Origin of the sequence: Rhodococcus sp. 11-3 (assembly GCF_023704055.1) — a bacterium.
Classification (GTDB): domain Bacteria; phylum Actinomycetota; class Actinomycetes; order Mycobacteriales; family Mycobacteriaceae; genus Rhodococcus; species Rhodococcus aetherivorans.
The window spans coordinates 5,432,722-5,446,165 of sequence record NZ_CP080406.1; the positions used below are offsets into that span (position 1 = coordinate 5,432,722).

Below are 13,444 nucleotides of genomic sequence, written 5' to 3' on the forward strand. Positions count from 1 at the left end.
CGCCCCGGATGCCGGGGCGGGATCGCGCATGTCGGAACCGGGCGCTACCGCACGGCGACCGGGGCGGACACTTCGCCGAGCGCCCTGAGCGCCGGCACCCCGACCGGTTCGGTCGCGAGCAGCGGCACGACCGCGTAGCGATCGGCGAGTTCGGTACGGATCTTGTCGATCTGCTCGAGCTCGGCGGCGGCGCGGCGGCGCAGCAGCGGCGCAGTGGGCGCGGCGGCGGCCACGGAGTTGTCGATCACCCACGCCCAGGGGTGAATACCGGCACGTTCGAGGTCGGCCTGGAGCCCGGCGGCCTCGAGCACGGGGGTGGTCTCGGCGAGGGTGATCAACAGGACCTTGGTCGAAGCCGGGTCCTGCAGGCGCATCATCGGGGTGACGGCGTGCAGGCCCGGGCCCAGCTGCCGGGTGACGTCGCGGTGGTAGGACCCGGTGGCGTCGAGCAGCAGCAGGGTGTGGCCGGTGGGCGCGGTGTCGACGACGACGAACTTGCGCCGGGACTCCTGGATCACTCGCGAGAAGGCTTGGAAGACAGCCACTTCCTCGGTGCACGGGGAGCGCAGGTCCTCGGCGAGGGTCGCGCGGCCCTGCTCGTCGAGGTGCGCACCCTTGGTGGCCATCACCCGCTCGCGGTAGGCGCGAGTGGCCTCGGCGGGATCGATGCGCGAGACGTGGAGGTGTTCGACGTCGCCGTGCAGGGTCTCGGTCAGGTGTGCGGCGGGGTCGGTGGTGGTCAGGTGGACCTCGTGTCCGCGTTCGGCCAGGGCCACGGCGACGGCCGCGGCGACCGTGGTCTTCCCGACCCCGCCCTTGCCCATGCACATCACGAGACCGTGCCCGTCCCGCTCGATCTCGTCGATCAGGGCGCGCAGCGGTGCATCCGCGACCTCCGACACCGCGCCGGTCTCCGGCGGGAGGTCCGTGCCGCCGTCGGCCGTCTCGAACAGCGTCCCGAGGGCATCGAGACCGATCATGTTCGCGGCCTTGAGCTCGATCAGGTCCAGTGGCAACGGTTTCAGCGCCGCCGGCATGCCCGCCAATGCGGCCTGTTCTCGACGGTGGATCGAGAGGGCGAGGGGGTCCGTGTCGCCGGACGGCGCCGGCAGGACGCCGTTGACGACGACGTGCTGGCGGCTCAGCCCGAGGGTGGCGAGTTCGCCGTGCGTGCGGTCGATCTCGGCGAGGGCGGAGCGAGTGGCGCGGGCGACGAGCACGAGCCGGGTGCGCTGCGGGTCCGCCAGTGCGTCGACCGCGGCGGCGTACATGGCTTTCTGCTTGTCGAGCCCGGCGAGCGGTCCGAGGCACGACGCGTCACCCTTGCCCGCCTCGAGGAACTCGGTCCAGTTCCCGGGCAGCTGTAGCAGCCGGATGGTGTGTCCGGTGGGGGCGGTGTCGAACAGCACGTGGTCGAACGAGGCGATCTCGCCGTCGGTGTCGGTCAGCAGGGAGGTGAACTCGTCGAAGGACGCGACCTCGGTGGTGCACGAACCGGAGAGCTGCTCGGTGATCGAGGCGATCTCCGCGTCGGGCAGCAAACCCCGCACCGGTCCGACGATGCGTTCACGGTAGGCGTCGGCGGCCTGCTCGGGATCGATCTCGAGCGCCGACAGGCCCGGCACCGCGGGAATTGCGGTGAGGGCGTTGCCGATCGCCAGGCCGAAGACCTGGCCGACGTTCGAGGCGGGGTCCGTCGAGACCAGCAGCACCTTCTTCCCGGCGCGGGCGAGGCTCAGCGCGCTCGCACAGGCGATGGAGGTCTTGCCGACGCCGCCCTTGCCGGTGAAGAACACGAACCGCGGCGGGTCGGTCAGGAACGTGGGGGTGGTCATCCGGTGATCTCCTCGTCCTCGACAGCTCAGCAGCAGGTGGAGTCGCCGGGTGTGCAGCAGGCATCGTCCGCGAGATTCAGCATCGTCGCGCCGACGGGCGCCTGCGCGGCGTCGAGTCCCGCCCACGCGGCGAGCTGGGTCCGATCGGGGTAGCGGCCGGTGAGCACGGTGACGTCGTCGACGAGCACGAGCGGCAGACCGGCGGAGCCGGCGACCTCGAGGAAGCGCTTGACGGCGGGATTGTGCGCGAAGGCCAGCGGATCGTTGGCGAGGTTGTGCCGGGTGATGGCGGCACCCTGATCCTTCAGCCACTGCATGTCGGCCGTGAAGGTGACGAGGTTCCGGTCCACGTCGTCGCCGCACACGCCGGTGTTGCAGCACAGGGCCGGCTCGAAGACTGCAATGGTGCTCATGAGTTTCTCCTGGATCGGTCGGATCAGCGGGTGGGGGAGGCGGAGTCGAGCAGGCGGGCGGCGAGCGCGTCGACGCGGGCGGCGATGTCGTCGCGCACGAGGCGCATCCGTTCGATGCCGTCGATGCCGCGCTCGGACGGCTCGTCGGTGTCCCAGTTCTCCACGTACGCCGCGTCGACGCGGGCGTCACGGCCGAGGGTGACGACGAGGTCGACCTCCCGCAGCAGCTGCGGATCGATCGGCTTGGGGTACTCGCCGTCCACCGGTGCGCCGACCTCCTCGAGCGCCTGCACCGAGAGGGCGTTGAGCGCCGGACCCGGTGCCGTTCCGGCGGAGTGCACGGCGATGCGGCCGCCGGCGGCCTTGCGCATCAGCGCGGCGGCCATCTGGGACTTGCCGCCGTTCTTCACGCAGACGAACAGCACCGAGGGTGTGCGCACGTGAGGGTTTCCTTCCGACCGGGCCGGCTGTCCGTTTGACGCCGTGTTTCGACAACCGTCAATATAGACGCATGCCGAATCAACCGCCGCGCGGGGACGAGCCCTGCTGCCCGCCGCTCAGCCGCGAGCCGCTCACCTCCGATTGGGCCGGTGACCTGGCTCGCATGTTCAAGGCCCTGGGCGATCCGGTGCGCCTGCGGATGCTGAGCCTGATCGCCAGCCACGAGGGCGGCGAGTGCTGCGTGTGCGACATCTCACCGTCCTTCGACCTGTCGCAACCGACCATCTCGCACCATCTGAAGGTGCTGCGGGAGGCCGGCCTCCTCGACTGCGAACGTCGCGGCACCTGGGTGCACTACCGGGTCGTCCCCTCCGCTCTGGCCCAGCTGTCCGCGGTGCTGTCCGTCGAATCCGGGATCGTCGCGAACTCGTCCTGCACGCCCGCCGTCACCCTCGAGGAGGTCGCCTCGTGACCACCACCAGCGACCACCCGGCCGTGGTCGGCAAGCTGTCCACACTCGACCGGTTCCTGCCGGTGTGGATCGGCGTCGCCATGGTCGCAGGCCTGTTGCTCGGCCGCCTGATCCCGGGCCTCGGCGACATCATCTCCGCCGTCGAGATCGACGGCATCTCGCTGCCGATCGCCCTCGGCCTGCTGATCATGATGTACCCGGTGCTGGCCAAGGTGCGCTACGACCGGCTCGACACCGTCACCGGCGACCGGCGGATGCTGATCGGCTCGCTGGTCCTGAACTGGATCGTCGGGCCGGCGTTGATGTTCGCCCTGGCCTGGCTGATGCTGCCCGACCTGCCCGAGTACCGCACCGGACTGATCATCGTCGGTCTGGCCCGCTGCATCGCCATGGTCATCATCTGGAACGACCTCGCCTGCGGCGACCGCGAAGCCGCCGCCGTGCTGGTCGCGCTGAACTCCGTCTTCCAGGTGATCATGTTCGCCGGCCTCGGCTGGTTCTATCTCTCGGTGCTGCCGGGCTGGCTCGGACTCGAACAGACCACCCTCGACGTCTCGCCCTGGCAGATCGCCAAGTCGGTGCTCATCTTCCTCGGCATCCCGCTGCTCGCCGGTTTCCTCACCCGGCACTTCGGCGAGAAGGCCAAAGGCCGCACCTGGTACGAGCAGAAGTTCCTGCCCAGGATCGGGCCGTGGGCCCTGTACGGGCTGCTGTTCACCATCGTGATGCTCTTCGCGCTGCAGGGCGAGCAGATCACCTCCCACCCGTGGGACGTCGCCCGCATCGCCCTGCCGCTGCTGGCGTACTTCGCGATCATGTGGGGCGGCGGCTATCTCCTGGGCGCCGCGATGGGTCTGGGCTACGAGCGCACCACCACCCTCGCGTTCACCGCGGCCGGCAACAACTTCGAACTCGCCATCGCCGTGGCCATCGCCACCTTCGGCGTCACCTCCGGGCAGGCCCTCGCGGGCGTCGTCGGGCCGCTCATCGAGGTGCCCGTGCTCGTCGGCCTCGTCTACGTCTCGCTCGCCCTGCGCAAGCGCTTCACCCCCTCCGCCACCCCCGCTGCTTCGTGAAGCCCGAGAGCCAGGGAGACGGCATGTCCGACCGCCACCAGCCCGAACTGCTCATGCCGCAGGCAGTACTCCAGCGTGCCGCCGAGCACCTCGCCGACAAGTACGACGGAATCTTCTCCCCGCAGACCGTCGAACGGGTGGTGTTCGAGTCCTATGCGGCACTGCGCCGCACCGCCACCGTCTGCACCCACCTGACCGCGCTCGCCCCGCGGTTCGCCGCCGAACGCCTGACCGCGCTGGCCCAGGCCGAAGGCGCCGTCGCCAAGGACGTTCCGGAGGTGCTGTTCGTCTGTGTACACAACGCCGGCCGCTCCCAGATGGCCGCCGCCCTGCTCGACCACCGTGCCGGTGGCCGCGTCCACGTCCGCTCCGCCGGCTCCGCGCCGATCGCGGCGATCAACCCGGTCGTGGTCGAGGCCATGGCCGAACTCGGACTCGATCTCGGCGCCGAGTTCCCCAAGCCGCTCACCGACGACGTCGTCGCCGCCGCGGACGTGGTCGTGACCATGGGCTGCGGCGACGCCTGCGCCGTCTACCCAGGCAAGCGCTACCTCGACTGGACCGTCCCCGACCCGGACGGACAATCCCTCGAGGTGGTCCGCACCCTCCGTGACGACCTCGACGCCCGGGTCCGCGCTCTGCTCGCCGACCTCACCGCCGTTCCCACCGTCTGACACCCGAAAGGTTCCCTCGATGACCACCAAGCCGTCCGTGCTGTTCGTGTGCGTGCACAACGCCGGCCGCTCCCAGATGGCCGCCGGATTCCTCACCGCCCTCGCCGGCGACGCCGTCGAGGTCCGTTCCGCCGGCAGCGCCCCCGCCGATCAGGTCAACCCCGCCGCCGTCGAGGCCATGGCCGAGCTCGGCATCGACATCTCCACCCAATCCCCGAAGATCCTCACCACCGACGCCGTCGAAGCCTCCGACGTGGTGATCACCATGGGCTGCGGCGACACCTGCCCGGTCTTCCCCGGCAAGAGCTACCGCGACTGGGTGCTCGAGGACCCGGCCGGCAAGGGCGTCGAGTCGGTCCGCCCCATCCGCGACGAGATCAAGACGCGGGTCGAGGCACTGATCGCCGAACTCGTCCCCGGCGCCGTCCGCAGCTGACCCGACCGCAGGGCGGGCCCCGGCCGGATCCGTCGGGACACGCCCTGCGGCCCGGCCGGGTCGGCCACACTGGAGCCCGGGGCGACTCCCACCTTCCCCGCGAACCGAGAAGGGGTGTGCGATGACGGCACTGCCCATCGTCTGGCAACGCCTGGTCAGCCAGGGCCAGACGTGCCGCCGCTGCGCCGGCACCGGTGAGCAGGTCCAGCACGCGGTCGGCACGCTCGAGCAGGTCCTGCGCCCGCTCGGCATCGCACCGCAACTCGAGGTCCGCGAACTCGACGACGCCGCCTTCGCCGCGAACCCGGCCGAATCCAACCGCATCTGGATCGCCGGCCGTCCGCTCGAGGACTGGCTCGACGCCGACGTCGGCAGCAGCCGCTGCTGCTCGGTGTGCGGCGACTCCCCGTGCCGGACCGTCGCACTCGGACCGGTCACGTTCGAGGAGATCCCCGAACGACTGATCGTCAAAGCCGCCCTGATCGCCGCGGCGAGCCTGCTCGACGCCCCCGAACACCCTGACGGCTGACACCGGTAGCTCTGCGCACGACGACGGGCCACGGGTGACGAGGGAGACGATGAGCGCGATCGAGGTGGACGTCGTGGTGATCGGGGGCGGGCAGGCCGGCCTGGCCGCCGGGTACTACCTGCGCCGGGCCGGGCACGAGTTCGTCATCCTCGACGACCGGTCCGCGCCGGGCGGGGCGTGGCCGCACACCTGGCCGTCGCTGCGGCTGTTCTCCCCGGCGGAGTACGCGTCGCTGCCGGGATGGCCGATGCCGCCGTGGCAGGACGGGTTCCCACCCGCTCGGCATGTGATCGAGTATCTGACCGCGTACGAGCGTCGCTACGGCCTGCCGGTGCGGCGGCCGGTGCGGGTGCGGGCGGTCACCCGTGACGACGACCGGGAGCGGCTGCGGGTGGACACCGCGGAGCAAGTGTGGCGGGCACGGCGGGTGATCAGTGCCACCGGCACCTGGCAGCAGCCGTTCTGGCCCGTCTATCCCGGAGCCCGCAGCTTCGCGGGCAGACAGTTGCACACCGTGCAGTACCGCACCCCGGATGACTTCGCCGGTAAGACGGTGGTGGTGATCGGCGGCGGCAACTCCGGGGCCCAGCTGGTCGCCGAGATCTCGGAGGTCACAGGCACCACCTGGGTGACCCCCCGGCCGCCGCGATTCCTGCCGGACGACGTCGACGGACGCGTGCTGTTCGAGATGGCCTCGCGGCGCGCGCTGGCGCTGGCGGCCGGACGCCCCGATCCGGGCGGCATCACCGACCTCGGTGACATCGTGATGGTCCCGGAGGTCCTCGCGGCCCGGGACCGCGGCGCCCTGGATCCGCTGCCGATGTTCGACCGACTGACCCGTGACGGCGTCTTCTGGGACGACACCGGCGAGAGCCGGCACGCGGAGGTGATCGTGTGGGCCACCGGTTTTCGACCCGCCCTGACGCCTCTGCGGCCGTTGCACCTGCGTGGGCCGGACGGTTCGATCGCTGTGGCGGGCACCCAGGCGTTGAAGGAACCCCGGCTGCATCTGCTCGGCTACGGGGACTGGACCGGCCCCGGCTCGGCCACGCTGATCGGGGTCGGGCGCACCGCCAAGGCCGCCGTCGCCGGGCTGGCGATGGACCCCCGCCCCTGAGCCCCCGTCGTTGATTCGTGTCGGATTCCCAACCGTTTCAGGACGTGACTCCGGTTTCGGGCATGGGTGTGTCGCCGACACCCTGGCTGCGTGCCGAGCATCCCGCCCGCCCGGGTGTGGTGGACGACCGTCGACTCCGGTTCCGACCCGGGTCTCGCCGTCTCTTGTCACCGCCTACGACAGGCGTGATGAGCGACGCACGAGAACGGCCCACCGCACCCGGACGCTGCTCGCGGTCCGCACCTCGCCGGTCTCGGTCACCGCGGGCGGTTCGGGGGTGCGCATCGGTTCTCGAGACTCCGGTGCACGGTGGTACGTCGCGTCGAGTGTGCGCGTGGCGGCCCGTTCGACCAGCAGGGGGACGAAGTCTCGGATGCGGCATCCGTCGAGCCGGCCGAGCGTGGCCTCGATCAGGCCCCCCACCACCTCGGGGTCGAGGTCGGGGTAGCGCTGGCCGAGTCGGATTCGGACGACGTCGATGGCGTGCACTTCGCTGTCGTCCATGAGAAGTATTGTCCCGCAGAACAGGACGGGTAGGAACACGTTTCGATACCACTTCGATCTGCGCACCCGCGGCGGAATCAGGCCCCTCTGCACGAGGCCGGTGGGGTCTGTTCGGATCGTCGGCCGGCCCGGGTCATGTCGAACGCCTGCGGCGGTGGGCACGGGCCGGCGGCGGGCCACTCGATGACGAGATGGTCGATTGGGCCAGGCTCCTCGCTGTCGATAACGGCCGTCGCAGAGCCTCTCCCACCGTAGAGAAACGCTCGAACCGACTCCGCCCGAGGCCCTATCCTCTGCACGGCGGGTCGGGTACGGGGCAGGAACCGGGTTCGTCGTTGACGGTCGCCCTGTGTGCCCACCTTCGGCGCGGTGTCCGCCCGGGGAAGGCACCTCGTGCAACCGAGCGAAAACACGTGAGACCGTTTCCCGGACCACGCACCGTTCACCCCGGACGGTGAGGAAGATCAGCACTTTCCCCGAGGCGGATGCGGGATCGGCGCATACTGCTGATGTCTCATCCAACCTGTGAAGGGGACCGCCATGTCCGAGGATGTACGTCACGACCCGGGAAGCATCAGCGTCAAGCAGGGCATCGCGGCGGGCACGTCGGTGGGGGCGGCGGTCATCATGGCCACCGTCGGCATCGTCCAGTTGCTCCAGGGCATCGCCGCGGTGGCCGAGGACGAGTTGTTCGTCCAGGGCCCGGAGTACACGTTCAAGTTCGACTTCACCGCGTGGGGGTGGATCCACATCGTCCTCGGAGTGGTGTTGGTGGTCGTGGGCATCGCCTTGATCACCGGCGCAACGTGGGCGCGGGTAGCGGCGATCGTCGTCGCGGCACTGTCGATCCTGGCGAACTTCCTGTGGCTGCCGTACTACCCGTGGTGGTCGATCCTGATCATCGCCTTGGACGTGGTGGTCATCTGGGCGGTGTCGACCTGGAATCCGCGAGCCGACTACTAGGACGAATCCTGCCGTCGGGCCGAGCTTCGCCCTCGGCAACGCGACGGCCGCCAGGCGCTGACGTCCGTCGGTCAGCCCCTGCAGGTCGATCAGATTTCGGAGGTTTGCACATGAGCAAGCACGAGCACGACATCCTGTACGTGAGCGCTGCGGCATACGACAGCGTCGAGGACGCCGTAGCGGACTACGAGGCACTCGAGCAGCTGTACCGCGAGATACGCACCTCCCACGACTTCGACGCGTCCGTCATCGCCAAGGACGAGAACGGGAAGGTCCACATCGTCAAGAAGCACGAACAACCCACCCGCCACGGGGCAGCGGTCGGCCTCGGCTGGGGACTGGCGGTGGGTGTGGTGGCGGCGCTGTTCCCGCCCGTGGGCATCGGTCTCGTCGGCGCCGCCGCCGGCGGGACGGCCCTCGGGGCCGTGGTGGGGCACGCCAGCGACCGGATGAAACGCAGCGACGTCAAAGAACTCGGTGAGACCCTCGACGAGGGCCAGGCCGGCGTGATCGTGGTGTACGAAACCAACCTCGCCGATCAGATCGTCGCAAACATCAAAGCCGCCAACCGGATCGTCTCCAAAGCCACCGACATGGCCGCCGACCAACTCGCCATCGACATCAGGAACGCCGAGCAGAATCGATAACCTCGCGAACGCTCGCATCGCCCCCTGAGCTCCGCGTTCGAGCGCGTCCGCACACGGCCGCATACCTGCCGCTCAGGCCGGCCGTCCCGGCGTCGTGCCCAGCCCGCGCCACTCGCTGTCCCACGCCGCCCCTCGGCGATGCTCGGCCCACCGGTGCAGCCCGTACAGCCCCGCGCCTGCCGCCGCCGTCACCGTCCACACCGTCAGGGCCGCGACGACGGCGGTGGCGGCACTGTCCGCCCCACTCCGCGGAGGGGCGACCGGAGTGCCGGTCACATCGACCCATTCGATCCGGTCGTACCGGCGCATCAAAGGACTGCGGCTCCACGGGGCCCGACGCCACAGGCGAACGGTCCGGGACGGTCCGGTCTCCATCACCTTCACCCCGCACGTCTACTTCGGCCCGAGGTCACGGCCGGCGCAGGCGGTCCCCGCACCGGCACCTCGTGCAGTCGCTCGTCAGCGACGGGGCATGCTGTCGCGCCCGGTGGTGCCCTGCCCGGCGGTATTCTGCCCCACCGCCTTGGCCTCGAGCTGCGCGAACTCCGCGGGGGTGATCGCACCCGAGTCGAGCAGGGCCTTCGCGTCGGCGATCTGCCCGGCCGGAGATCTGCCGGCCGTCACCTGCCGGATGTACTCGTCGGTGGTCTGCCTGGCCGCGAGCTGCGCCTGCCCGGCCCGGATGGCCATCCCCTGGCCGCGCACCACGAGGTAGATCAAGGCGCTGAAGAACGGGACCACGATCAGCACCACCACCCAGAAGGCCTTGGCCACGCCGGAGACGGTGTGGTCCCGGAACAGATCGATCAGGATCTGGAACAGCACGATCAGATACGCCGCGAACACGAACACGACGATCGTGTACCACAGGAAATCCCAGAACGACTCCATGATGTGCACCTCCTCGACCGGACCTCCTCGACCGCCACAGCGGCGTCGACGCCGCTGCTACGGCACCGCACACTGCCCGGACTCGACCGGATCGAGCAGGCGCCGCCGGGCGAATCGTTCGACCAGCTCGGGGCAGGTCCGGCACCGGAACCCCCGCAAGTCCTCGACGCCGGCGCCACGACCGCCTCCACTCGATGCAGGTGGGGACGGCCGTCGAACTCGGCGACGAGCCGCTCCACCGCTCCGCGGTGAGGGGAACCGCACCCGCCTCGGTCATGCTCGTCTCGAATCACGCAGTCCCGGTGTGCTCCGCCGGATAGGACTGCCTCGAGTGTATGTCCGGCCACTGCCCCGGCACCCGGGAACGAGATGACGGTGATCATCCGGTCGGTGACCAGCGCAATCCGCTTCCCATCGGGTGAGGTGTTCGACCCCGACCTCGAGGTCCTCCCACGCCGCGCCGAGATCCCTCGGCCTCGAAGCGGTCGGCCGACTCCACCCCTCCTCGGCCGGTCTGTCCCGCGGTCAGCCCCGGGATGCCGGGCGTCCCGGGTCATCCGCACCGGTCGTCGCGTCCTGCTTCGTCACCGCTGGGCGCGGTCCCGTCGAAAAATCCCGCCAGCCGACGAGCACCGTGTGCACGGTTTCGGCGCCGTGCAGCGGTTCGGGCGGGGCGGGCAGATCGGCGGGGTAGACGAGAAACGGAGTGCTCTGCGGTCCGCCCATGCCGCCGTGCGAGCCGACCTGCTCCTCGAACGCCGCGACCTCGTCGGTGTCGGGCCAGTACGTGCCGCCGACCATGATGTCGGCAACGTTGTCGAAGGTGTCGGTGCGACGCACCTTCGCCAGCGCGTCGGGGCCCATCACCGCCAGCGGGTTCCGGCCGGTGACCTTCCCCGTGGTCACGTCGACCTCGCCGTGGGGCCCGAGCACCACGGACCCCCCGGGAGCGGCCACGAGCAGGAAGCCGATCCCGGGATGCTCGCGCAGCCCGGTGAGCAGACCGGGGTGGGCGGCCTCGATGGCGTGGACGTCGGCGCGTCCGGGCAGGTGCGGGAAGTAGACCAGGCCGAGGTTGCCCGAGCCGAGCACGATCGGCTCACCCGCGCAGGCGTGTGCCTCCTCGGCGGCGGCCGGCGAGTGCACGCTGGCCGCGGCGTAGGCGCGCCCCTCCGACCCGGGCTGGGCGGAGACGTCGGATTCGCGCTCGTACCAGTGGCGCTTCGCCGGTTCGCGCCGGGTGGCCAGCCGGATGACCAACTGCCCCAAGGTTTCCCCGTAGCGTTGCAGAAAGGTCGCGCCCTGACTCTGCCCGTGGTCGGACAGCACGACGACGCGGTAGGGCCGATCGGCCTGCGCCACCACGGCGAGCAGCATCTCGACGACGTCGTCGAGTTTGGTCAGCACCGCGAGGGTCTCGGGCCGGGAGATGCCGGAGTGGTGCGACACCTCGTCGTAGCCGATCAGATCGACGTAGACGACGCTGCGCCCCTTGATCAGATCGCCCACCACCGCCGCGACGGCGACATCGGTGGCGAGCACGGTCGCGAACGCCCGCACGAACGGATAGAGCCCGCCCCGCGGCACCCGCGGCTGGATGTCCTTCCGCTTCTGCCGCAGCGACTGGCGTAGTTCCCGTTGCAGTTCCGCGAGCATCCGGATGAACGTGCGCAGCGCGCTCGCCGGGTCGGCGAAGTAGTCGCTGTAGCCGGCACCGCCGCCGAGGCGGGCACCGCGCATCCGGCTGACGACGAGCACGTTGTCGTGCGCGCCGCCGGTGAACAGGTTGCCCCGGCTCGTACCGTCGTGCGCCAGCAGGCCGGGGATGTGGGTGCGTTCGAGTTCGCGTTGCTCGTTGTCGACCGGGTTGCTGAACACCGAGACGTGCTCGGTGGTCTTGTCGTACCAGCGGAACGCCGGCACGTTGTGGTTGGAGCCGTGCAGCACGCCCAGCTGGGTCGCACCCGTCTGACTGCTCCAGTCGGTGTGCCACGGCATCAGCCGGTGGGTCTCGCGCACCAACTTCGCCAGCGCGGGGGTCACACCGTCGGCGATCGCGCGACGCAGCACGTCGTAGCCGAGGCCGTCGATCTGGATGCACAACAGCCCCGGGGACGCGTCCACGAGTGCGGTGTTGCGACGCAACCGGAACCGCTGTCGGCGCACCTGCATCAGCCGGTACGCGGTATCGGAACGGGACGCGATGGCGCCCGAGACGACTGAGGTGAACAGCGAGAGCAGCGCCGCGAGGTAGAACGCATCCCGGCGCTGGTCCACCGACGCGACCGGTACCAGGTAGAGCGTCAACAGCATGATCACACCGCCGGCCACGAACACCCCGACGAACAGCAGCACCGGACCGATCCACGACATCAACCGCATCATCACCGGCCACAGCGCCGCGTTCAGGAGGCCGAACACCAACGCGAGCGCCAGCGCGGCCGGCAGCGTCGGTAGCGGAGTGAAGCCCGACGGGTCCAGGGTGATGCCGTCGAGGATGCGGTCGAGCACGATGAGCGCGAGCGCCGACGACCCCCACAGCACCAGGAACTCGACGAGCACCCGCACCATGCCGCCCACCGTGCGCATCGCGGCCCCTTCCCTCGTCTGGAATCGTAAGGGTCGTGAGCACGCCACCGGGTCCGGATGCCGCCACATCCGGTGTGCGCTGGCTCGGACATGCCAGCGCGCTGATCATGGACCGCGGGACGGTCGTCCTGACCGATCCGGTGCTGACCGACCGCGTCGCGCATCTGCGCCGCCGCCGGGGGCCCACCCCGATCGGGCCGCACGTGCGCAACCCGGACGCCGTCCTGCTCTCGCACCTGCACGCCGACCACACCCACCTGCCGTCGCTGCGGCTGCTCGACCCGGACGTTCCGATCGTGGCCCCGTGGCGGGCGATCGACGGCCTGCCCGCGCTGCGCCGATTCGCCGACCGCCTGGTGCCGCTGCGGCCCGGCGACGAGACACGGATCGGCACGCTCACCGTCCGGGCGGTGCCCGCCCGACACGACGGGCGGCGCTGGCGACGCGGCCCGGAACTCGCCCCGGCGATCGGGTACGTCGTCGAGGGGGACCGGCGGACCTACTTCGCCGGCGACACCGACCTGTACCCGGACCTCGCCGACCACGTCGGCCCGGTGGACCTCGCGTTGCTACCCGTCGGGGGCTGGGGTCCGACCCTCGGCAACGGCCACCTCGACCCGTCCCGGGCCGCGGTCGTCGCGCGCCTGGTGGCAGCGGGCCTGGCGGTGCCGATCCACTACGGCACGCTGTGGCCGATCGGCCTCGACGCCGTACGCCCCCGGTTGTTCTTCGGTCCGGGCGCCGAATTCGTCCACCACGCCCAGCGGGCGGGGATCGTCGCGGTGGAATTGCCCCCGGGTGGCGCACTCGGCGCACCGGGCGCCGGCCCCGGTTCGCCGGGACCACACCGCGTATGA

Annotated in this window: 16 protein-coding genes; 9 read left to right on the forward strand and 7 right to left on the reverse strand. The window is 70.5% G+C overall.

The annotated features are described in order from the left end of the window. Positions 1 to 44 precede the first annotated feature (44 nt). Genes arsA through KZJ41_RS25045 form a run of 3 tightly spaced genes read right to left on the reverse strand, consistent with a single transcriptional unit; the run spans position 45 to position 2,688 of the window. Positions 45 to 1,835 carry an arsenical pump-driving ATPase gene (arsA, locus tag KZJ41_RS25035; protein WP_102799537.1) on the reverse strand — a complete coding sequence of 597 codons (1,791 nt, stop codon included), beginning with the start codon at positions 1,833 to 1,835 and terminating at the stop codon, positions 45 to 47. A 26-nt stretch (positions 1,836 to 1,861) separates the two neighbouring features. After that, entirely contained in the window at positions 1,862 to 2,248 is a 387-nt protein-coding gene (arsD, locus tag KZJ41_RS25040) for an arsenite efflux transporter metallochaperone ArsD (protein WP_006945082.1), read from the reverse strand. A 23-nt stretch (positions 2,249 to 2,271) separates the two neighbouring features. After that, positions 2,272 to 2,688 (reverse strand): low molecular weight phosphatase family protein, encoded by a 417-nt coding sequence (locus KZJ41_RS25045; RefSeq protein ID WP_102799536.1) that lies wholly within the window; start codon positions 2,686 to 2,688, stop codon positions 2,272 to 2,274. A 71-nt stretch (positions 2,689 to 2,759) separates the two neighbouring features. Between KZJ41_RS25045 and KZJ41_RS25050 the strand changes: the two genes are divergently transcribed. From KZJ41_RS25050 to KZJ41_RS25075, 6 genes are all read left to right on the forward strand, one after another. Then, positions 2,760 to 3,161: a helix-turn-helix transcriptional regulator gene (locus tag KZJ41_RS25050; RefSeq protein WP_043797947.1), complete on the forward strand. Its 402-nt coding sequence runs from the start codon at positions 2,760 to 2,762 to the stop codon at positions 3,159 to 3,161. Further along, on the forward strand, positions 3,158 to 4,237 hold the full coding sequence (gene arsB, locus KZJ41_RS25055; RefSeq protein ID WP_050035983.1) for an ACR3 family arsenite efflux transporter: 1,080 nt from the start codon (positions 3,158 to 3,160) through the stop codon (positions 4,235 to 4,237). The genes KZJ41_RS25050 and arsB overlap by 4 nt, the downstream gene beginning before the upstream one ends. Positions 4,238 to 4,260: 23 nt before the next feature. Continuing rightward, a complete protein-coding gene (locus tag KZJ41_RS25060) occupies positions 4,261 to 4,911 on the forward strand; it encodes an arsenate reductase ArsC (protein ID WP_006945075.1) in 651 nt (216 codons plus the stop codon). A 19-nt stretch (positions 4,912 to 4,930) separates the two neighbouring features. Further along, positions 4,931 to 5,347: an arsenate reductase ArsC gene (locus KZJ41_RS25065; RefSeq protein ID WP_006945074.1), complete on the forward strand. Its 417-nt coding sequence runs from the start codon at positions 4,931 to 4,933 to the stop codon at positions 5,345 to 5,347. 121 nt (positions 5,348 to 5,468) lie between these two features. Then, positions 5,469 to 5,876, forward strand: coding sequence for a DUF2703 domain-containing protein (locus KZJ41_RS25070; protein ID WP_006945072.1), 408 nt, complete (start codon positions 5,469 to 5,471; stop codon positions 5,874 to 5,876). Positions 5,877 to 5,925: 49 nt separating this feature from the next. Further along, the gene (locus tag KZJ41_RS25075) at positions 5,926 to 6,993 is read left to right on the forward strand and encodes an ArsO family NAD(P)H-dependent flavin-containing monooxygenase (protein WP_251549791.1); all 1,068 of its coding nucleotides are present in this window, start codon (positions 5,926 to 5,928) and stop codon (positions 6,991 to 6,993) included. Positions 6,994 to 7,167: 174 nt separating this feature from the next. Here the strand turns inward: KZJ41_RS25075 and KZJ41_RS25080 are convergent, their stop codons facing one another. Then, a complete protein-coding gene (locus KZJ41_RS25080; protein WP_006945068.1) occupies positions 7,168 to 7,497 on the reverse strand; it encodes a three-helix bundle dimerization domain-containing protein in 330 nt (109 codons plus the stop codon). Positions 7,498 to 8,037: 540 nt separating this feature from the next. Here KZJ41_RS25080 and KZJ41_RS25085 point away from each other — a divergent pair. Together KZJ41_RS25085 and KZJ41_RS25090 are read left to right on the forward strand one after the other, a co-directional pair. Next, the gene (locus tag KZJ41_RS25085; protein ID WP_102799538.1) at positions 8,038 to 8,460 is read left to right on the forward strand and encodes a hypothetical protein; all 423 of its coding nucleotides are present in this window, start codon (positions 8,038 to 8,040) and stop codon (positions 8,458 to 8,460) included. A 110-nt stretch (positions 8,461 to 8,570) separates the two neighbouring features. Continuing rightward, positions 8,571 to 9,107: a DUF1269 domain-containing protein gene (locus KZJ41_RS25090; protein ID WP_006945064.1), complete on the forward strand. Its 537-nt coding sequence runs from the start codon at positions 8,571 to 8,573 to the stop codon at positions 9,105 to 9,107. Between the two features lie 72 nt (positions 9,108 to 9,179). Here the strand turns inward: KZJ41_RS25090 and KZJ41_RS25095 are convergent, their stop codons facing one another. The 3 genes from KZJ41_RS25095 to KZJ41_RS25105 form a co-directional block, all read right to left on the reverse strand. Then, on the reverse strand, positions 9,180 to 9,383 hold the full coding sequence (locus tag KZJ41_RS25095) for a hypothetical protein (protein ID WP_180986969.1): 204 nt from the start codon (positions 9,381 to 9,383) through the stop codon (positions 9,180 to 9,182). A gap of 183 nt (positions 9,384 to 9,566) precedes the next feature. Further along, the gene (locus KZJ41_RS25100) at positions 9,567 to 9,998 is read right to left on the reverse strand and encodes a PLDc N-terminal domain-containing protein (RefSeq protein ID WP_043797958.1); all 432 of its coding nucleotides are present in this window, start codon (positions 9,996 to 9,998) and stop codon (positions 9,567 to 9,569) included. A 525-nt stretch (positions 9,999 to 10,523) separates the two neighbouring features. Next, positions 10,524 to 12,587 (reverse strand): phage holin family protein, encoded by a 2,064-nt coding sequence (locus KZJ41_RS25105; RefSeq protein WP_043797961.1) that lies wholly within the window; start codon positions 12,585 to 12,587, stop codon positions 10,524 to 10,526. A gap of 35 nt (positions 12,588 to 12,622) precedes the next feature. On the opposite strand from KZJ41_RS25105, the gene KZJ41_RS25110 reads away from it, so the two are divergent. Next, on the forward strand, positions 12,623 to 13,444 hold the full coding sequence (locus KZJ41_RS25110; protein WP_006945056.1) for an MBL fold metallo-hydrolase: 822 nt from the start codon (positions 12,623 to 12,625) through the stop codon (positions 13,442 to 13,444).

Bases quoted from the DNA above. Each gene is read 5' to 3' on its own strand.
- arsA (WP_102799537.1), bottom strand. From the start codon at position 1,835: ATGACCACCCCCACGTTCCTGACCGACCCGCCGCGGTTCGTGTTCTTC.
- arsD (WP_006945082.1), bottom strand. From the start codon at position 2,248: ATGAGCACCATTGCAGTCTTCGAGCCGGCCCTGTGCTGCAACACCGGC.
- KZJ41_RS25050 (WP_043797947.1), top strand. From the start codon at position 2,760: ATGCCGAATCAACCGCCGCGCGGGGACGAGCCCTGCTGCCCGCCGCTC.
- KZJ41_RS25060 (WP_006945075.1), top strand. From the start codon at position 4,261: ATGTCCGACCGCCACCAGCCCGAACTGCTCATGCCGCAGGCAGTACTC.
- KZJ41_RS25065 (WP_006945074.1), top strand. From the start codon at position 4,931: ATGACCACCAAGCCGTCCGTGCTGTTCGTGTGCGTGCACAACGCCGGC.
- KZJ41_RS25070 (WP_006945072.1), top strand. From the start codon at position 5,469: ATGACGGCACTGCCCATCGTCTGGCAACGCCTGGTCAGCCAGGGCCAG.
- KZJ41_RS25075 (WP_251549791.1), top strand. From the start codon at position 5,926: ATGAGCGCGATCGAGGTGGACGTCGTGGTGATCGGGGGCGGGCAGGCC.
- KZJ41_RS25080 (WP_006945068.1), bottom strand. From the start codon at position 7,497: ATGGACGACAGCGAAGTGCACGCCATCGACGTCGTCCGAATCCGACTC.
- KZJ41_RS25085 (WP_102799538.1), top strand. From the start codon at position 8,038: ATGTCCGAGGATGTACGTCACGACCCGGGAAGCATCAGCGTCAAGCAG.
- KZJ41_RS25090 (WP_006945064.1), top strand. From the start codon at position 8,571: ATGAGCAAGCACGAGCACGACATCCTGTACGTGAGCGCTGCGGCATAC.
- KZJ41_RS25100 (WP_043797958.1), bottom strand. From the start codon at position 9,998: ATGGAGTCGTTCTGGGATTTCCTGTGGTACACGATCGTCGTGTTCGTG.
- KZJ41_RS25105 (WP_043797961.1), bottom strand. From the start codon at position 12,587: ATGCGCACGGTGGGCGGCATGGTGCGGGTGCTCGTCGAGTTCCTGGTG.